Annotated in this window: 21 protein-coding genes; 16 read left to right on the top strand and 5 right to left on the bottom strand. The window is 50.0% G+C overall.

Annotated features, from left to right (window positions below):
- Positions 1-1277 (top strand): transglutaminase TgpA family protein (locus tag NP596_RS12810; RefSeq protein ID WP_256615756.1); only part of this gene is annotated, 1277 nt, incomplete at its 5' end.
- On the opposite strand, the gene NP596_RS12805 is transcribed toward NP596_RS12810, so the two are convergent.
- Positions 1274-1531 (bottom strand): hypothetical protein, encoded by a 258-nt coding sequence (locus NP596_RS12805; protein ID WP_256615755.1) that lies wholly within the window; start codon positions 1529-1531, stop codon positions 1274-1276. The two genes, NP596_RS12810 and NP596_RS12805, sit on opposite strands and share 4 nt — an antisense overlap.
- Before the next feature lie 104 nt (positions 1532-1635).
- Between NP596_RS12805 and NP596_RS12800 the strand changes: the two genes are divergently transcribed.
- The 8 genes from NP596_RS12800 (at position 1636) to NP596_RS12765 (ending at position 7925) form a co-directional block, all read left to right on the top strand.
- The gene (locus NP596_RS12800; RefSeq protein ID WP_256615754.1) at positions 1636-2556 is read left to right on the top strand and encodes an SPFH domain-containing protein; all 921 of its coding nucleotides are present in this window, start codon (positions 1636-1638) and stop codon (positions 2554-2556) included.
- 2 nt (positions 2557-2558) lie between these two features.
- Positions 2559-3002 (top strand): NfeD family protein, encoded by a 444-nt coding sequence (locus NP596_RS12795; protein ID WP_256615753.1) that lies wholly within the window; start codon positions 2559-2561, stop codon positions 3000-3002.
- Between the two features lie 184 nt (positions 3003-3186).
- Positions 3187-3846 carry a response regulator gene (locus tag NP596_RS12790; protein WP_256615752.1) on the top strand — a complete coding sequence of 220 codons (660 nt, stop codon included), beginning with the start codon at positions 3187-3189 and terminating at the stop codon, positions 3844-3846.
- A 4-nt stretch (positions 3847-3850) separates the two neighbouring features.
- Entirely contained in the window at positions 3851-5260 is a 1410-nt protein-coding gene (locus NP596_RS12785) for an ATP-binding protein (RefSeq protein ID WP_256615751.1), read from the top strand.
- 74 nt (positions 5261-5334) lie between these two features.
- Positions 5335-6546: a sialidase family protein gene (locus NP596_RS12780; RefSeq protein ID WP_256615750.1), complete on the top strand. Its 1212-nt coding sequence runs from the start codon at positions 5335-5337 to the stop codon at positions 6544-6546.
- A gap of 22 nt (positions 6547-6568) precedes the next feature.
- Positions 6569-6940 (top strand): copper resistance CopC family protein, encoded by a 372-nt coding sequence (locus NP596_RS12775; RefSeq protein ID WP_256615749.1) that lies wholly within the window; start codon positions 6569-6571, stop codon positions 6938-6940.
- A 21-nt stretch (positions 6941-6961) separates the two neighbouring features.
- Positions 6962-7621 carry a hypothetical protein gene (locus NP596_RS12770; RefSeq protein ID WP_256615748.1) on the top strand — a complete coding sequence of 220 codons (660 nt, stop codon included), beginning with the start codon at positions 6962-6964 and terminating at the stop codon, positions 7619-7621.
- 10 nt (positions 7622-7631) lie between these two features.
- Positions 7632-7925, top strand: coding sequence for a hypothetical protein (locus NP596_RS12765; protein WP_256615747.1), 294 nt, complete (start codon positions 7632-7634; stop codon positions 7923-7925).
- A gap of 190 nt (positions 7926-8115) precedes the next feature.
- On the opposite strand, the gene NP596_RS12760 is transcribed toward NP596_RS12765, so the two are convergent.
- The gene (locus NP596_RS12760) at positions 8116-8556 is read right to left on the bottom strand and encodes a hypothetical protein (RefSeq protein WP_256615746.1); all 441 of its coding nucleotides are present in this window, start codon (positions 8554-8556) and stop codon (positions 8116-8118) included.
- 287 nt (positions 8557-8843) lie between these two features.
- On the opposite strand from NP596_RS12760, the gene amoC reads away from it, so the two are divergent.
- The 5 genes from amoC (at position 8844) to gltA (ending at position 13904) form a co-directional block, all read left to right on the top strand.
- Positions 8844-9596, top strand: coding sequence for a bacterial ammonia monooxygenase, subunit AmoC (gene amoC / locus NP596_RS12755; protein ID WP_013817025.1), 753 nt, complete (start codon positions 8844-8846; stop codon positions 9594-9596).
- 107 nt (positions 9597-9703) lie between these two features.
- Complete coding sequence (gene amoA, locus NP596_RS12750) at positions 9704-10453, top strand: bacterial ammonia monooxygenase, subunit AmoA (protein ID WP_256615745.1); 750 nt, start codon at positions 9704-9706, stop codon at positions 10451-10453.
- Positions 10454-10551: 98 nt separating this feature from the next.
- Positions 10552-11796: a bacterial ammonia monooxygenase, subunit AmoB gene (gene amoB / locus NP596_RS12745; RefSeq protein ID WP_256615744.1), complete on the top strand. Its 1245-nt coding sequence runs from the start codon at positions 10552-10554 to the stop codon at positions 11794-11796.
- Between the two features lie 246 nt (positions 11797-12042).
- Positions 12043-12477, top strand: coding sequence for a hypothetical protein (locus NP596_RS12740; protein ID WP_256615743.1), 435 nt, complete (start codon positions 12043-12045; stop codon positions 12475-12477).
- Between the two features lie 131 nt (positions 12478-12608).
- Positions 12609-13904, top strand: a complete 1296-nt coding sequence (gltA, locus tag NP596_RS12735; protein ID WP_256615742.1) for a citrate synthase — start codon at positions 12609-12611, stop codon at positions 13902-13904.
- A 65-nt stretch (positions 13905-13969) separates the two neighbouring features.
- Here the strand turns inward: gltA and NP596_RS12730 are convergent, their stop codons facing one another.
- From NP596_RS12730 to NP596_RS12720, 3 genes are all read right to left on the bottom strand, one after another.
- The gene (locus NP596_RS12730; RefSeq protein WP_256615741.1) at positions 13970-14245 is read right to left on the bottom strand and encodes a late competence development ComFB family protein; all 276 of its coding nucleotides are present in this window, start codon (positions 14243-14245) and stop codon (positions 13970-13972) included.
- 90 nt (positions 14246-14335) lie between these two features.
- Positions 14336-15535, bottom strand: a complete 1200-nt coding sequence (locus NP596_RS12725; protein ID WP_256615740.1) for an ABC transporter permease — start codon at positions 15533-15535, stop codon at positions 14336-14338.
- A gap of 3 nt (positions 15536-15538) precedes the next feature.
- A complete protein-coding gene (locus NP596_RS12720; RefSeq protein WP_256615739.1) occupies positions 15539-16744 on the bottom strand; it encodes an ABC transporter permease in 1206 nt (401 codons plus the stop codon).
- A 113-nt stretch (positions 16745-16857) separates the two neighbouring features.
- Here NP596_RS12720 and NP596_RS12715 point away from each other — a divergent pair, with 113 nt between their 5' ends.
- The gene (locus NP596_RS12715) at positions 16858-17769 is read left to right on the top strand and encodes a DMT family transporter (RefSeq protein ID WP_256615738.1); all 912 of its coding nucleotides are present in this window, start codon (positions 16858-16860) and stop codon (positions 17767-17769) included.
- A 161-nt stretch (positions 17770-17930) separates the two neighbouring features.
- Complete coding sequence (locus tag NP596_RS12710; RefSeq protein ID WP_256615737.1) at positions 17931-18878, top strand: Aq_1264-related membrane protein; 948 nt, start codon at positions 17931-17933, stop codon at positions 18876-18878.
- Positions 18879-18893 lie beyond the last annotated feature (15 nt).

The following is an 18893-nucleotide window of genomic DNA, read 5'->3' as shown; positions in this document are numbered from 1 at the left end:
CCCGGCGCTATTGGCGCGGCCCGGTCTATTCGCGCACGGACGGCGTGCGCTGGACCATGGCCGCAAACCACAATCAGCCGACCCCGGCGGTTGATTTTAGCGGCGAAGCATATCGGTACACCTTGCTGATGGAGCCGCAGAAACAGAATTGGGTGTTCGGTTTGGACATGCCGGAAAGCTTCGACGCCAGTCTGCGCCTAAATCGGGCCTTTCAATTGCTGAGCGACAAAAGGCCGTCCGACCGGGCCGAATACAAAATCGTTTCCCGGCCTGGCTATGACACCGGCCCCATCAACCCGGCCGACTACCGGGATAATCTGCAATTGCCCGCGGCGGCATCGGCAAAACAATTGGCATTGATTAAAACCTTACAGGGCTTCGATGGCCCGCCCGAGCGATTCATTCAGAATTTATTGAACCACTTTAGCAGGGAACGGTTTTATTACACCCTGACCCCGCCGCTGATGCCGGACAATCCCATCGACACATTTTTGTTCGAAACCCGCAGCGGATTTTGCAGCCATTACGCTACCGCCTTCGTGTATTTGTTGCGGATAGCCAAAATTCCGGCGCGGGTTGTCGGCGGCTATCAAGGCGGCGAATTCAATAAGGTGGGCGGTTTTTTGGAAGTCAGGCAAGCCGATGCGCATGCCTGGGCCGAGGCGTGGCTGGAGAATAAAGGCTGGGTCCGGTTCGATCCCACGGCGGCCATTGCGCCGGAGCGGGTGGAGCGCGGGGTGAATGTCGATTTGCAAATCGCCAGCGGAGCGGTGAATTTCGGGCCGGTAATCGCCGATTCCGCGGCATTAAGCTGGCTCAAACGCAGCCGGCAATTGTGGCAGAGCATCGATTACAACTGGCAGCGCTGGGTTATCAATTATAACGGTGCCAATCAAATGCGGTTTTTACAAGCGTTGGGGATAGACGGTATCGCCGCGCTGGCCAAGTGGCTGGTAGGCAGCCTGCTGGTGGTCACCCTGCCCCTGGTTTGGTGGCTGCTGAAAAAAAACCGAAAGCCGGCCGACAAAACGCTGTCGCTCTATCGACGTTTTTGCGACAAGCTGGCAAAAGCGGGCGTTGCCATCGGGCAAGGCGAAGGGCCGAAAGATTTTGCCGATCGCGCCCAAAAACAGCGCCCCGAATTGGCGGCCCGGATTCAACAAATTACCGCCTTGTTTATTCGACTGCGTTATCAGGCCGATGCCGCCGACGGCGATTTGCAAAAGTTAAAAGGGCTTGTCGACACGTTTAGCGTCAAGAAAGTCAAACAAGATTAATGCAGGTCGGGGACTTCCGAGCCGGGCGCGGCCTGTTGCTTGCCGACTTGGGCCTTTTCCTGCTGCAATTGTTTATTGCCTTCGCCGAACAGTACGGCGGCAGCCATGAACAGAATGGCCGAAATCATGATGACGGGCAGCCGGCCGGGTTTGTCCATCCACAACAAGATCCACTTGGGTTTAAACATGCCGACACCCAGCACTATCAAGGAAAGAATAAAGACGTTGAAAGCATAATAAATCAAGGTATTCATGAATCGGGTCCTATAACCAGCAAGTTTGAGAGGGATGCATTATTATTAGTCGGGTGACAGTTTGCAATAAACAATAGTTTCAATCTAAAAATTTAGGAGGCGCTATGGGCGGCTTTGGCTTGTTTGTAACCATGCTGTTTGTGTTTGCGGTGTTATTGGTGTTCATGAGTGTCAAGTCCGTGCCGCAAGGCATGGAGTATACCGTTGAACGCTTCGGGAAATACACCAATACCCTGACCCCGGGCTTGAATATCATCATGCCCATCATCGACCGCATAGGCCGGAAACTGAACATGATGGAACAGGTACTGGATGTGCCGTCGCAGGAAGTCATCACCAAGGACAACGCCATGGTGCGGGTCGACGGCGTGGTGTTTTACCAGGTAATGGATGCCGCCAAGGCGGCTTATGAAATTACTTATCTGGACTTGGCCACCATCAATCTGGTGATGACCAATATCCGTACCGTGATGGGCTCGATGGATCTGGACGAATTGCTGTCGCGCCGCGACGAGATCAATGCCCGGCTGTTGAGCGTGGTCGATGAGGCTACTTCTCCCTGGGGGATTAAAGTCACCCGTATCGAAATCAAGGATATTTCGCCGCCCAAGGACCTAGTCGATTCCATGGCTCGGCAAATGAAAGCCGAACGGGAAAAACGCGCGCAAATTTTGGAAGCGGAAGGCATGCGGCAGGCGGAAATCTTGAAAGCCGAAGGCCTGAAACAAGGCGCCATCCTGGATGCGGAAGGCCGCAAGGAAGCCGCGTTTCGCGACGCCGAAGCCCGCGAGCGTTTGGCGGAAGCCGAAGCCCGCGCCACCATGATGGTTTCGGAAGCTATTTCCAAGGGCGATGTGCAGGCCATCAATTACTTCGTGGCGCAAAAATACATAGAATCCTTGAAGGACGTGGCCACGGCCAACAACAGCAAATTGATCTTCATGCCGCTGGAAGCCTCCAGCGTGATCGGCGCCTTGGGCGGCATAGGCGAATTGGCCAAAGAAGCGCTAAATAAAAAGGCCTGATCATGGGCGAGTTGGAGATCGTATTTTGGTATTGGTGGGTGCTGGCGGTTGGATTTTTAGCCGTGGAACTGCTGGCACCCGGCTTCTTTTTTTTATGGCTGGCGGTGTCGGCGTTCGTGGTCGGTTCAGTATTGTTGATGATTCCGGCCGCCTCGTTCGAGGTGCAATTATTGTTGTTCTCGCTGTTGGCCGTCACCTCTATTTTAGTTTGGCGGCGCTACGTCAGTGCCAAGGCTCAAGAAAGCGACCAGCCGCTGTTGAATCAACGCGGCGCCCAATACATAGGCCGGATTTTCAATGTGGTAACGGCCATCGAAAACGGCCAGGGAAAAATCAAAGTGGGCGACAGCCTGTGGTTGGTGAGGGGCGAGGATTGTCCGGTTGGCAGCAAGGTTAAGGTGGTGGCTGTGAAGGGGGCGGTGTTTGAGGTGGAGGTTTCCAAGTGACTCCGGCCGCCATGGATGAGGGCGGCCCAAGGGAATGAAAGCGAAAGTCCCGAGCCAGCAACTCTTCGAATGTGCCATACGGTTCGAAGCTACTCGTACCGCGGCCATTGGACAGCTGATTCCGCCAAATTCCTTGTTACAATGTCCCGCATATAAATCATGCGGCTGAAAAGCATCAAACATTATGCGATTGTTATTGGTTGAAGACGACGCCATTCTCGGCGACGGCCTAAAAGCGGGCTTAACCCTGGAAGGTTATGCTGTGGACTGGCTGACCGACGGGGCGCAAGCCGACGAGGCATTAAAATTGAATCACTACGACTTGGTCGTGTTGGATTTGAATCTGCCGCGCATGGACGGCATGAGCGTGTTAAAAAGTTTGCGCAAACGCAAGGACAGTACGCCGGTACTGGTGTTGACCGCCCGCGACGGCGTGTCGGAGCGGGTGGCCGGATTGGATAACGGGGCCGACGATTTCGTTTGCAAGCCGTTCGATTTGACCGAGGTTTGCGCGCGCTTGCGCGCACTTGCCCGCCGTAACGAAGGGCATGGCTTGCCGGTGTTGGAGCATAAAGGCGTGTCCATAGACCCGGCCGCGCATCAGGTGTTTTATCACGGCGCGGCGGTGGAATTGTCGCAAAAGGAATATGATATTTTGAATTACCTGATGGGTCATATCGGCCATGTTACCTCCCGGGCCAGGCTGGAAGAAGCTTTGTATGCCTGGGGCTCGGAAGTGGAAAGCAATGCTGTCGAGGTGCATATCCATCATTTGCGTAAAAAACTGGATACCAATCTAATCCGTACCATTCGCGGCGTGGGTTATATCATCGACGAACACTAGGAGTATGCGACTCAAGTTTCGTCCCCGCTCGCTGAAAAAACAGCTGCTGTTTTTTTTGCTGTCTTCCCTGTTGTTGGTTTGGGGGGCGACCGTCTACGTCAGCTATCAGCAAACCCGCGACGAAATCACCAAGCTGTTCAATGCCGAGCTGGCGCAATCGGCGCGGGTAGTGCACTCGTTTGTCGAAAACCTGTTGCAGCAGCGCCGGCTGACCAAGTTATGGGATCAGGATAAATCGCCCGACCTGTTTTATATGCCGATTTTAGGGCATAAATACGAGCGCAAAATCGCCTTCCAGTTGCGTTCGGTCAAGGATGGCGTGGTGTTGCGCTCGGAAAGTGCGCCGGAATTTGCTTTGTCCCTGACCCGAAACGGGTTCAGCGATACTTTGATTAACAGCCAAGTCTGGCATGTATTTAGTATCGGCACCGAGAACGGCGATTATGTGATTCATGTCGGCCAGCGCGACGACATTCGCCGCGAGCTGGTGGCCTCTTTGGCCAATCAAGAGCTTTTGGCCATGCTGCTGGCCTTTCCGGTTTTGGGGCTGGTGATTTGGCTGATCGTCAGCCGCACTTTACGTCCTGTTAATCAACTCAAGGAACAATTGGCTTCACGGGAAGCGGGGTACTTGCAGCCTTTGTCGCTTGATCAGTTGCCCGAGGAAGTGGTGCCCATGGTGGAGCAGATCAATACCTTGTTTGTGTTGCTGGAACAGGCCTTCGCCAACGAGCGCAATTTTACCTCGGACGCTTCGCATGAGCTTAAAACGCCTTTGGCGGGATTGATGACGCAGCTTCAGGTGGCGCAAAAGACCAAGGATGCCGCCATGCGCGGCCAGGCGCTGCAAAAATGTCAGCAGGCCGTGTTGCGCATGACGCATATGGTGCAGCAACTGTTGACCCTGTCCAGAGTCCAGCATCAGAATGTGCAACTCGGCAAACAGTGGGTAAATCTCAAGCAGGCCATGATTGCCGTCATTGCCGAAATCGAATTTTCCGCGCACGAAAAAAACATCGAAATCGAATTGAAAGGTGATGATGGCGTTGCCATAGAGGCTAATTCGGAATTATTGAATATCTTGTTCCGGAACTTAATCGATAACGCTATTAAATATACCCCGGTCGGCGGCATAGTGAATGTGGCTATAGCGCGCGAGGTAAGCCAGATAGCGGTCATTATCGAAGACAGTGGGCCGGGGGTGGCGGATGAAGATTACGAGCGGATTACCCAGCGATTTTACCGTTGCGTGGAAACCGCTCAAGCCGCCGAGGGCAGCGGGCTGGGGTTGTCGATTGTCAAGCGCATCATCCGTCTGCATGACGCGGACATCGTTTTTTCAAAAGCGCAATTGGGAGGTTTAAAAGTCTCGCTACGGTTCGATTTGCCGAAAGGTCCGGGTAAACCCAATTAAGGTTCAGCTTTTAGGTCGATTATGATGTAATCAGCGGCCGTTTTTTGAGTGGTTCTTATACATCGGATTTAATGATGCGGAAATTGCGTAAGTTTATTTTGATTGTGCTGGTTTTAAGTTTGCCGGGCTGCGGCCAGTTGGGCGACAGGCAGAATGCCGGGACTGTGGTTTTTGTAAACCCTTTGAATAGGCAGTTTGCCGGGCGGAATGTGCTCAGCTTCGATGTCTACGCCGAAGAGGGTATTTTGCATGCCTTGGTTGCCGTGGAAACGGCTAAGCCGAAACAACCGTATATCGGATATTTACGTTCGGAGGACGGCGGATCGAGCTGGTCGAAACCGGTTGAAATTGGTCAATATGCAACGGCAACCGTGGAGTCAGGAGCCGGTAATGATGTGCAGATTGCCGCTTACGGCAAATCTTTGATGGCCATTTGGCAAGTGACCGGAGAAATTCCGGGGATGGGGCCGTTGCAAGCGGTTTATTCGCGGGATGGAGGGCAATCCTGGTTGCCTGGGGCGAATCCTACCGGTAGCGAAGCCGATCAATCCCACGCTGATCTGGTGGCGGACCATGCGGGCCGATTCCATTTAGTGTGGCTGGATGACCGCGATGAAAACGGCCACCAGGGCTTGAGGTATGCCCGCAGTTCCGATCTTGGCCGGCATTGGGAGATGGCGCAAACCATAGACGAATCCACGTGTTCCTGCTGCTGGAATCGCCTAGCGCTTGGTTTGGATGGACAACTGAACGCGTTGTACCGGGATATGGAGCCGCGCGATATGGCGTTGGCGCAGTCTTTTGATGCCGGACAAAACTGGCGACGCGTTAGCACGGTCGGCGCATTCAACTGGGTATTCGACGGTTGTCCGCACAACGGCGGCGCCTTAGCTTGGGGCGGCGCGCAAACTTGGCATGGTTTGGTTTGGACGGGTGCCGAAAATAAAGCCGGCCTGTATTATGTGCGGTCTACTGATAACGGGAACAGTTGGTCGAAGCCGCAAGCCATGGGTGGAGAAAGCTTGGCTTTTCATAGCGATATTGCGGATATGGGCAATGAACGTTTGCTGGCCGTTTGGGATGCCATGGGGGCGGACGGTTCGTCCGTCATGCTCGGCGAATCCTTCGATCATGGCGGGCATTGGACGGTTGCCAGACAGATTTCCGCGCCGGGCAATTCGGCGGTGTTTCCGCGGGTTGTGGCGACGCCATCCGGCGTGTTGGCCATGTGGATTGAGCAAAAGCCGGGCGCGGCCAAGCAGTGGGTAGCTGCGTTACTAAAATAATTTTAATCATTAAGAGATTGTCATGCGTAAATTAACCACACTACTTAAACCCTTACTCTTATTTGTTGCGCTGTTGAGCCCGGTCGCGGCCTCGGCGCATGCGATTTTGGTTAAGTCGCAGCCGGCTAAGGACGAGGAGGTCGTCGAGGCGCCGAAACAGGTCGACTTGTGGTTCAACGACCCGGTCAGAAGCGAATACAAAGCATTGGCGGTGATCGATAGCGAAGGCAAGCGGGTGGATAACCGGGATGTCGAACAAGATTTGTTGGACGGCTCCCATATCCACGCCACTGTTGAAGCTCTGCCGCCCGGTACGTATACCATCCGCTATCGCGTGGTCTCCCAAGATACGCATATCGTCACCGGCAAATTTCAATTTACCGTAAAACCTTAATGCAGCCCAGGCTCTTAATGCATGAATATTCAACGTTTATTTATTTTATGGGTACCCGTTTTGATGGCGGGTGTGTTGTTGCTGACTGGTTGCGAACAGCTCGGTTTCGGTGCTAAACAATCCAATGCGCTAGGTAACAGGCCCGATTTGGATTGCATTATCGCCAACGATTTTTATGCGGTGCATTTCAGCGCTTATCTGCAGCCAAACAAGGAAGCGTTAACCCCCGACAATAAAGCCGCCTTTGTGCCTTTCTGCCAAAAGATTCCGCGGGCGGGCAAAATGTTTTTTACCGCTGACTTGATCGACCGCGATATACGGGCCACTCCAATAGGCATTAAGTTGGTGGAAGTGGAAAAAACCGGTCAAAAAGTCCCGGATGATATTCGTGAAATCCGCACGATTACGGAAATACCGGCCAAACTATATCCGCGTGGCGCGGTGGAAGCGCAAGCCGATGTGGATAAAAACGGCGATTACCTGTTGTATTTTTTGATCGGCGATGCGATTGAAGAGGATGATAAATTCCGGGTGCCTTTGGAGGTAGGGGTTGATCCGAACGACAATACCTTGGTCTTGATCCTCGGCATTACGATAGCTCTGGCTGTCATGTTGGGTATGGGTTTTTTACTGTATTGGTATAAATTCAAGCCGCAAAGAAATGACGATTTGCAGGTCTAAGGCATTATCGATGCATGCTAAGGGCGGTATTGCGCGCCGTTTTATTTTTGTACTGCCGCTTTGGCCGCCAATGGCATTTGGGGCCCACCTGCCCGGATTGAGTTCTATTGATTTGCAAATTGCACCGAATGAAATTGCAGCCGGAATGACTTTGTGCGTTGCAAGACATCAATGGCTTTGGGTTTTAAATAACCGAGAGGGTATTGCGCGGAAGTTTTCGGCGGGCTCTGTCCCCGACATTATTAATTTTATGGGGCATATTGGGTTGATTGAACGCACCCTTTTAAGGCATGAGAATTGTTAAAGCCGATGCCGTGTCGTGCATATAGCGGTTTCGGCGTAAAGCGGAGAGTGTGGGAGCAAGAATAGCGGTCAGGATATTTTGATTGTCGTTTTGGCGGCATGCGTGCGGCTCGTGAGGTCGCAATGGCATGGGGCTACTGCTTTTGAAACGGGCAATCAAAAGCAGTGCAAAGATTGGGAAAAACACAGGATTAGAGGTCGGGCAGTCCTGTTAAGCCTTCAACCGACCAATTTTCAATGTTGCTGGCGCCGGATAAGTCGTCGCCATTTTCGTATTGAATGCGGCAGACGTACTGATAGGCTGTGCTCGGCGTATCTTTCGTGGCTATTTCAACTGTTGCGTTAATGATGTATTCATAATTCCCGATACTCCAGGCATTGGTCGGCTGGCTGGCGAACGCCGCGGTAGTTTCCGTCGAGTCGAATTGACTGTTTATATGGCTATTGCAATGAGTAAAGGCAAGGGCTGTCATGTCGTTCGAAATGGGCATGGGATCCGCGTTGTCCTTGCTGTCGACCAGAAATAAATCGGAAGCGGCTATGTCGTACATCCACGGCAGAAGAAACTTAATCTGCAGCGCAAGCAGGACTGCTAAGCAGGCAACAAAAAGGATAATTTTTTTTTTGTTCATGGCAATTTGGTGTGTGGTGGTGTTGTAATTGGGGAGAGCAATCTCCGCGAGGATTCTAGCAAAAAACAATGGATAGCGTTAAGCGATTGGCATCGGGCAAGAGCGCGCGTGAAAAAGGATAAAAAACCGGAATATGGTATTGACAAGGAATACCGAGATGGTAGACTGCAAGGCACTCTGAGGGAGGTGAGTGGTTCATTCGATACCGGATGAATTTTTAATAAAGGGAAAAACAAAGAACTCCCGGCAAATCGCTGGGGATTTAGATAATCTTTTAGGAGGTAGAAATGGCTGCTACAACTGAATCAGTTAAGGCTGATGCTGCGGAAGCACCGCTTTTAAACAAAAGAAACCTGACATTGGGCATGTTGCTCTATTTGGTTTTCTATTCTTTCATTCGTTGGTACGAAGGTGTCTATGGCTGGTCCGCTGGTCTTGATTCATTTGCTCCAGAGTTTGAAACATACTGGATGAACATGTTGTACATCGAGATCGTATGCGAAGTTATACTGTTCTCAGGTATCAATGGTTACCTTTGGAAAACTCGTGATCGTAAAGTAATGTCAATCACTCCACGTGAAGAACTGCGTCGTCATTTCACACACTGGATCTGGTTGGTTTGCTACGGTTGGGCAATCTACTGGGGTGCTTCTTACTTCACAGAGCAAGACGGCACATGGCACCAAACCATCGTTCGTGATACTGACTTTACTCCAAGTCACATCATCGAATTCTACCTGTCTTACCCAATCTATATCATCACTGGTACAGCAGCATTTATGTATGCAAAAACAAGACTGCCTACATACCATGAAGGTCTGCACCTGATGTATCTGATTGCGGTAATCGGTCCATTCATGATTCTGCCAAACGTTGGTTTGAACGAATGGGGTCACACATTCTGGTTTATGGAAGAGTTGTTCGTTGCTCCACTGCACTACGGTTTCGTATTCTTTGGTTGGGCTGCTCTGGCTATCATGGGTGTTGTGAATACCGAAGTAATGGCAATTACCAAATTGCTGAAAAAAGACCTGGCTTAATCCAAGTCTGTAAAAGTAAATACTATCTCCTTTCTTGCCCCGCTTAGGTGGGGCAGGATAAGGGAAAGTAAAAAAAATATAATTTTAATTCTTTAGGAGGTAAGCTAATGAGCGCATCTCAATCAGCTGTACGTTCTCGTGCGGAAGCGGTACAAGTTTCCCGTACGTTTGACTGGATGATTCTTTTTACACTGTTCACAGCGGTTCTGGGCGGTTATCACATTCACTATATGTTGACTGGTGGTGACTGGGACTTCTGGACCGACTGGAAAGATAGACGTCTATGGGTAACCGTAGCACCTATCGTTTCTATTACATTCCCTGCGGCTGTTCAAGCTTGCTTGTGGTGGAGATACCGTTTGCCAATCGGCGCTACTATTTCCGTAGTTGCTCTGATGATAGGTGAGTGGATCAACAGATATATGAACTTCTGGGGTTGGACTTACTTCCCAGTAAATATCTGCTTCCCATCTAACCTGCTGCCAGGCGCTATCGTTCTGGACGTTATCCTGATGTTGGGTAACAGCATGACCCTGACCGCTGTTGTTGGTGGTTTGGCTTATGGCTTGTTGTTCTACCCAGGTAACTGGCCTGTAATCGCTCCATTGCACGTGCCTGTAGAATACAACGGCATGATGATGACTCTGGCCGACTTGCAAGGTTACCACTACGTTAGAACTGGTACACCTGAATACATCCGTATGGTAGAGAAAGGTACATTAAGAACTTTCGGTAAAGACGTTGCTCCAGTATCAGCGTTCTTCTCTGGATTCGTTTCTATCATCATTTACTTCTTGTGGCACTTCTTCGGCAGATGGTTCGCTAAAACCGACTTCATCGCTGACGACGCATCCTAATCTGAAGTTTTGATTGAAAATGACATCTGACGAATTTGAATTAACAAGTTTGTCAGTAGATCTTAATTACAAGATTCTCTAGTAATAGAGGAGGAAATATGAAAATAATTAAAGACAAAGTTGCAAAACTGTCCTTTGTCGCACTGCTGATCACAATGACAGCAGCGATGTTCTACGCTCCAACAGCATCTGCTCATGGTGAAAAGTCACAAGCTGCGTTCATGCGTATGCGTACTATTCACTGGTTTGACTTGAACTGGTCAAAAGAAGAAGTGCCTGTTAACGACACTATGACCATTTCCGGTAAATTCCTGGTATTCGCAGGATGGCCTGAAACTGTTGATAAGCCAGAAGTATCGTTCCTGAACGTTGGTATCCCTGGTCCAGTATTTATCCGTGCTGGTTCTTGGATCGGTGGTCAGTTGGTTCCTCGGTCAGTTTCTTTGGAACTGGGCGAAGTTTATGAGTTCAAAGTACTGTTGAAAGCACGTCGTCCAGGCGACTGGCACGTTCATTCAATGATGAACGTTCAAGGCGGTGGTCCAATCATCGGTCCAGGCAAATGGGTAACCATTACTGGTTCTATGAGCGAGTTTGTTAACCCAGTTACTACTTTGACTGGTCAAACAATCAACCTGGAAACCTATGCTCTGGATAACGTTTATTTCTGGCACGCAGTATGGTTTGCAATTGCCTTTGCTTGGTTGTTGTTCTGGATCAAACGTCCATTGTTTGTTCCACGCCACATCGCTGTAAGCACTGGTAAAGCCGACACCCTGATCTCTGCCGGCGATAAAAAAGTTGGTATGTTGTTCGCTGTAGGTACCATGGTTATCGTTGCTGCTTCTATGGGCGCAACTAACGAAAAATACCCTGTAACAACTCCATTGCAAGCTGGTTTGTTGCGTGGTATGAAAACTTATCAAATGCCTGAATCTACTGTTTCAGTAAAAGTTGATGACGCTACATACCGTGTACCAGGTCGTGCTATGCAAATGACACTGACTATCACCAACAATGGCGATTCTCCTGTTCGTTTGGGCGAATTCAACACTGCTGGTGTACGCTTCCTGGATCCAGCTGTTCATGAAGATGAAACCAGCTACCCAGATGACTTGTTGGCAGAAGAAGGTTTAACTGTTAGCGACAATAGCCCACTGGCTCCAGGTGAGACCCGTACTGTTGAAGTTACAGCTTCTGACGCAGCATGGGAAGTATACCGCTTAGCTGACTTGATCTACGATCCAGACAGCCGTTTCGCTGGTTTGTTGTTCTTCTGGGACGAAAGTGGCACACGTCAAATGGTAACAGTTGACGCTCCATTAATCCCATCTTTCATCTAATGAAAGAAATCTAAGATTCGTCTTAGATTGATTAAGAGGAAACCTCCGTTACCCTAGGGTGACGGAGGTTTTTTTTTAGGATTTGTATATCGGAAAACGCAAATGCAGGAAAGCTGATAACCATCGGGGGGCCAGCTAAATCGGTTTTCTTGGATGACGAAAAAGAAAACGCAGATTTCGTAGCGATCGCTGGTAAGCTGAATTTAGATATAAAATAATAATTGTTAACTAAAAGCGCAGTATAAAATGAAAAAAGTAAGATTGATTTTGGCAATCATGCCAATTGCGATTCTAGCTGGATGCTCGGAAAAGGCAGAGTATGAGCAGGCGGTGCTTCAGCAGATGCAGAAAGAAAAAGATATAAAAGATTATAATATTGAGCCGGAAAAAATGGTCGAATGCGTTGTAGTGACATCGTCGAAAGATATGCCTGGCATGGTTCCGATAGACCCGCAGCGGAAACAGGCTTATATAAACTATACAAAGATGTTACGGCTGAATGAGGCGGAAGATCCTAAAAAAATGTTGGAAGAACTGAGAAATGATTTCGGTTCGCCGAAAGCACTAGCGGAGGCGCATGCAAATTATGCGGAAAGTGTGGTGGAATGTATGTCGGGATTGGTAACTGGGACCGAAGAAGCCATTAAAAATAAAACGGAAGATGCAGGCACAAAAAAATAGGGTTGTTTTAGTAGCTTGAGAAATAATTAAGTCACTAAGAGTTAACAATGTTGGCTAGTTGCCTGTATGCACATCGAATAGAATACAAGTGACTGCAATGATGCAGAATAATCCACTGTAGGAGTGCTTCAATGGCTGAAAAACATGTGTCCTTAACTGAGGATGAGCAACACAAAGTATCCAAACTACCCGTTATGGACGGTACTTTGGGGCCTTCGGTAGTTGATATCCGCAGCCTGTATGCTCAAACCGGATACTTCACGTACGATCCGGGGTTTACTTCAACAGCAAGTTGCTCATCGAAAATTACCTTTATCGATGGCGATAACGGAGTTTTATTATACCGAGGCTACCCCATTGAACAATTAGCCGAGAAATGCGATTTCCTGGAAGTTTGCTATTTGCTGCTGAATGGTGAGTTGCCAAATGGTGCCGAAATGAAGGAGTTTGTCACCACTATCAGCAAGCACGTCATGGTGCATGAACAATTAACCAGATTTTATAGCGGGTTTCGGCGCGACGCGCATCCGATGGCGGTACTGGTTGGTGTCGTGGGTGCGTTATCCGCGTTTTATCACGACGGTACGGACGTGACCTGCCGTGAAGATCGATACACGGCAGCAATCAGGCTAATTGCCAAAATGCCGAATATAGTAGCCATGTGCCACAAGTACAGCACCGGCATGCCGTTTATATATCCAAAAAGAAAATTGGGATACGCTGAAAATTTTATGCGGATGATGATGGGCGATCCGTGTGACGAATATATTCCAAATCCGATATTGATAAGAGCGATCGACAGAATCCTAATATTACATGCGGATCATGAGCAAAATGCATCAACATCAACAGTGAGGTTGGCGGGCTCTAGTGGAGCAAACCCCTATGCATGCGTCGCCGCCGGCATCGCCTGTTTATGGGGGGCCGCGCACGGCGGTGCGAACGAAGCAGTGTTAAATATGCTGGAAGAGATAGGGGATGCATCGAATATCCCCGAGTATGTCGCAAAAGCGAAAGACAAAAACGACCCATTCCGGTTGATGGGGTTTGGACATCGGGTATACAAAAATTACGATCCACGCGCGAAGCTGATGAGGCAAACCTGTCACGAAGTCCTTGACGAACTAAATCTCCATAATGACAGGACGTTCAAATTAGCAATGGAATTAGAGCGGATTGCCTTGGAAGACCCCTATTTTGTAGAAAGAAAGCTTTATCCGAATGTGGATTTTTATTCCGGTATTGTATTGAGAGCGCTGGGAATACCAACCGAGATGTTCACGGCAATTTTTGCATTGGCCAGGTCGGTAGGTTGGATCGCTCAATGGGATGAAATGATCTCGGATCCGGAGCTGAAAATCGGCCGGCCACGACAATTGTATAGAGGCGTTCCACAACGCGACGTACAGCCGATATCAAGCCGCTAAAAATCGTTTGAGTTAGGAGTTTGAATATCAATCCTGTTCAAATTCCTAACCAGTAACAAAATAGCTCATTCCTCCCTTGTGTCGTGCGGGTGGCGGTTCACCACTAAAATTGCTTGCTCAATGGCTTTCATGGCAGCTTCGCGCATATCCTGATGCTCTATTTCCGTCATACCGGCTCCTTTATCGACAAGGTTGCGCACATAGCAATTAGGTAAAGAATTAAGTGCAATGCAGGCTACATCCATAAGGAAAGATGGAGATAATGTCTCTTCGCTTTGTTCTTTCAATTGCCACAACTGATCTGTCACCAGTTGTTCGTAATAATTGCAAATATCAAACATGGAATCCTCAATTAGGCTGGAGCATTAGTAACTTTTTAAGAATAGCCGATAAAGCATAACAGAGATAGATTTTGGCTTGTAGGGTAAAGTTTACTCAGTTCGCAATGCATCTAACGGACTCAATCGCGACGCATTAATGGCTGGAATCACTCCGGAAGCAATGCCGATAGCGAACGAAATTAAAAAGGCTGAAGAAATATAATTCCACGCCAACTGGACAGGCAACCCGGGAACTAAAACCGAGGCTAACTGTGTCAGAAAAACGCCCAACAAGATGCCCCCTGTCCCGCCAATCAAGCTCAACAGCAAAGCCTCGCTCAAAAATAATCTGAAAATTACAAACCGTTCAGCGCCTATCGCCCTTAATAGACCTATTTCGGTCACCCTTTCAGAAACGGCAATAGTCATGATAGTAAATATACCAACCGAACCTACCAATAAAGAAATACTACCTAAGGCCGCAACAGCCATGGTTAAAACACTCAGTACGGAATCCATTTTTTCCAGCATTTGATTTTGCGTAACGATAGTAAAATCTTCGGAGCCATGGCGTATGATGAGACGTTGTTGAATTCGTTGTTCGATAATTTCGCTGGACGCTTGGCTGTTATATAGGACGTCAATTTCCATCACACTTTGCCGGTCAAACATCTCCATGGCTTTGCCGCTGGGTATATAAACGCAGTCGTCCAGATCGAAACCCAACATCTGGCCCTTGGCTTCCATGACACCTATTACGCGGAACCGGTCATCGCCAATCCGAATTCTCCGGCCTAACGACGAAGATGCCCCAAAAAGTTCTGCTTGTATTTTGCTGCCCAAAACCGCGAATGAGCGCGGGTTTTCCAGGCTGTCGTCGGGTAAAAAACGTCCTCTTTGAACATTGAATTGCCATACCAAAGTTAGTGCCGCGCTGACACCGAATACAGTAGCTCGGCGTTGCTTATTATCGGCTTCGATGCGCGCATTGCCTTGAATGACCGGCATGGCCGCAATAACCTGATCAAGGTTTTGCAAACTGGTCGTGTCGGAAATAGACAACGGGCGAACCGTGCTGATGGTGGCGCCGGATAAACCGAAGGTGGTGGTTTTGCCGGGGTAAACAGCGATTAAATGGGTGCCGAACTGCGTGAATTCAGACAGAACAAAATGGTGGATGCCCCGGCCGATTGAGGTGAGTATCACAACTGCCGCAATGCCGATAATCAGTCCCAGAGCGGTTAATAATGAACGCTGCTTATGACTGGAAATGCTGCGTAACGCTAGCGATAACAAGTCCGGCCAAAGCATGGGTTATCGCCTTGCCAGAGAGGATACGGGGTCTAAGCGGGCCGCTTTGCGGGCCGGTAGAACCCCGAAGATCAAGCCGGTGCCGAGCGCAACCGCGATAGAAGATAGCCACGACCACAAGGGTAGGCTAAGCGGAAAATTGGGATAAAGCCATTGTAAAATAATAATACCGGCTTTGCCGAGCAGGCTGCCGGCGATAGCGCCCGCGAATGTAAGAAGCGCTGCTTCCGATAAAAATAAATTCAGTAACTGACTTTGTGTAGCGCCAAGCGCTTTCAGCAGGCCGATTTCGCCCGTGCGTTGACTGACGCTGACCAGCATGACGTTCATGACAAGAACGCCGGCAACAGCAAGACTGACAGCGGCTATACCGGCAACGGCAAGGGTCAAGGCGGATAATATTTTGTCAAAGGTATTAACGACACTGTCCTGCGTGATCAGCGTGACATCGTCCTCTCCCTCGTGCCGCAGCTTGATAATGCGCTTAACTTCATCCATGGCTTTATACATGGCATCCTGGGAGTGGGTTTCAATCAATATGCGGAACAGCGAATGGCTATCGAATAGCGCCATGGCCGAGGCGACGGGAACAATCACGAGTTCGTCAAAACCGACACCTATGGATTGCCCTTCCCTTGCCAGCACGCCAATGACGCGAAAACGGCGATCATTGATGCGCAACCATTGCCCCACCGCTTGTCGGCGCGGGAATAACTGTTCCGCTATGGTTTGACCGATCACGCACACCGGTATTTCCTTATCGGCAGCCGCATTGGGTAGGAATTGACCGTATGCCATACTCAAATGCCTGACTTTCAGCAACGCAAAGGTGGAGCCCATGATATTGGTTTCGCGTTCAAGGCCGCCGGCGGAAATAGGCGCGGAACCGATGCTGACTGGGGCGATGGCGGCGATATTGCGGCTTTTGAATAAGGCATTCGCGTCATCCAGCGTGAGGTCGCGCGGAGTTTCTCCAAAAATGGGCGGATGTCCGCCTGTCGTTTCGGTGCGGCCGGGTAGCACGATGATCAAATGGGTGCCCAAGGCTTCGAATTCGTTAACCACATAGTTGCGGGCGCTATCTCCCAGAGCAATTAAAACGTTCACGGAGGCCACGCCGATACTCATGGCCAGCACTATCAATGCGGCCCTGACAGGCTGTGTTTTGATCGCCTTGAAGGCGTGAAACAAAATATCTTGCGGCAGCATGAAAAGTTTGGTTTGGGTATTACGCGCAGTGTAGCGCCGATAAAACCTATTGTCACAGCTAAACGGTTAAACTATCCAGGCAACGTAGCGTTTACCGACCAAGCCAAGCCGCATTGAAAACCCCCCAAGCATTTCGCAGATTAAGGCATTATCGATCCCTATCGGCCGGGCATAAGGGCCTATTGGAAATGGTATTGGCCTGTTTGTTATTTTCATTGATGAACGCTTGCGTCTATGCCGTCAAGCTTTTCGATGCCGATATGCCGGCAGCCATGGTGAGTTTTGTCAGGGTTTTAAGCAACTTATTGATATTGATGGTGCCGGCGATTTTGCATAACAAACTAAAGGCTTTAGGCGGAGATGGGCGGCCGTCGCTTTGGTTGCGCGGGTTATTCGGCTCGACGGCGCTCATGCTGTCTTTTACCGCGATAAGCCGTATCGGCCCGGGTGAAAGCGCCTTTTTAACCGCCAGTAGCGGCGTATTTGTGGCATTGCTGAGTCCTCGGGTGTTGGGGCAGAAAAACTCCTGGCTGGCCTGGTTGGCGATTTTAGGATCATTGGCCGGCGTGGCCCTATTGTTCAAACCGGATGGACACGGCAGCGATATATTGGGCCGCACAATGGCGTTGCTATCTGGCTTTTTGTCGGCCTTGGCTTATCTGATGGTGGCTCGGGCCGGCCGCAGCAATTCGCCGCAATCCGTAATTTTTTACTTCTGCCTGGTGGCGATGTTGTTACATTTTGTGTATTTCGCCAATTTCGGCTTTCGATTTCCGCGCGAACCGGAAACCTGGAGCTTGTTATTGTTGACCGGCATCCTGGGCAGCGGCGCCCAATTTTGCATGACACGAGCCTATCAAGCCGCGCCGGCCGCCTTGGTCAGCGCGGTCGGGTACTTGGCGCCGGTATTGAGTCTGGCGTGGGGTATCGCCTTTTTCGCCCAATTACCCGGGCAAAATGCCTTGCTGGGTTCGTCGCTAATAGTGCTGTTTGGCGTGATATTGCCCTTCATACGGAAGTTGTAATACAGCAACTGTTGTTGAAGATGCACAACAGCGGTGCGTATTGCACCAGTCAGGGCTGCCTGAAGGCGCATAAATGCATTCAACATATTGATTTATAACGATTTTAATGGGCATGCATCTTGCTGGAATGAGTTTGTGTTCTAGCTTGACTGAGGTTCGCCATGGCAGACTGTCAACGATTCAGCGATATTTCCGTATCGGAAAGAATACTGAATAGCTTGTTTTTATTGAGTATCGCGATGGGCTACTTGTTTTCGTTAGGGCAAGTGTTTTTCGTGCACCAGGGCCGGGACGGACAACCGGGATTATCCATCGCCGACATTGCGATTGCCTACCATGGCAGCAGGGACCAAACCCGTTTGGCGGCCGCCATTAACGGCCCCATGGCCGGCAATCTGAAATCCCTGACTGACAAGGAAATCATATTGGACTGGATAGACTCCGGCGCCGGACAGGCTGTCTACGATGCGCGGGTGGCGCCTATCCTGCAACGTGATTGCCTGGGTTGTCATTCGCCGGCCAGCGGCATGAACCTACCGCCGCTGACCGGTTATGAACAAGTGGCCAAGCTCACGGAGGTAGACAAAGGCGCGTCTATTCCCTCGCTGGTGCGGGTGTCGCACATTCATTTGTTCGGCATTGCCTTTATTCTGTTTTTCGTCGGTAAATTATTCGTACTTTGCGAAATTCCGGTATGGTTAAAGCGCTTGACCATCGGCATCCCGTTTATGAGTATGCTGACCGATATTTTTGCCTGGTATCTGACTCGGGAAACCCCGGAATTTGCTTATTTGCTGGTGTTGAGCGGCGGCCTGATGGGCGTGTCGCTGAATTTTCAGATTCTATTGAGCCTGTACCAGATGTGGTTGCCTGCAATAGAAATGGCCAGCCTGCAAAGCACTTTGAACGTCGCCGTCGGCCGAATCAAAGCGAATGTCAGCAAACTTGCGGTCGAATTAATGAGGCGTGGGCGGCAATGGACAAGCGCGTGGTGGAAGGGCTTGGCCGGCCAGCCGATGCAGCGCTGTATGGAAAAGGTAAGGAAACAGGTGTTCTGTTTTGCGGACAGCATAAAAAACCGCCTGCCGAACGGCAGGCGGCTGTTTTAAGTTTCAGCCCCGGCC

This window comes from Methylomonas rivi (genome assembly GCF_024505165.1).
In the GTDB taxonomy this organism is placed as follows: Bacteria; Pseudomonadota; Gammaproteobacteria; order Methylococcales; family Methylomonadaceae; genus Methylomonas; species Methylomonas rivi.
The sequence above is the reverse complement of the archived record's forward strand: the minus strand, read 5'-3'. Positions and strand labels throughout refer to the sequence as shown.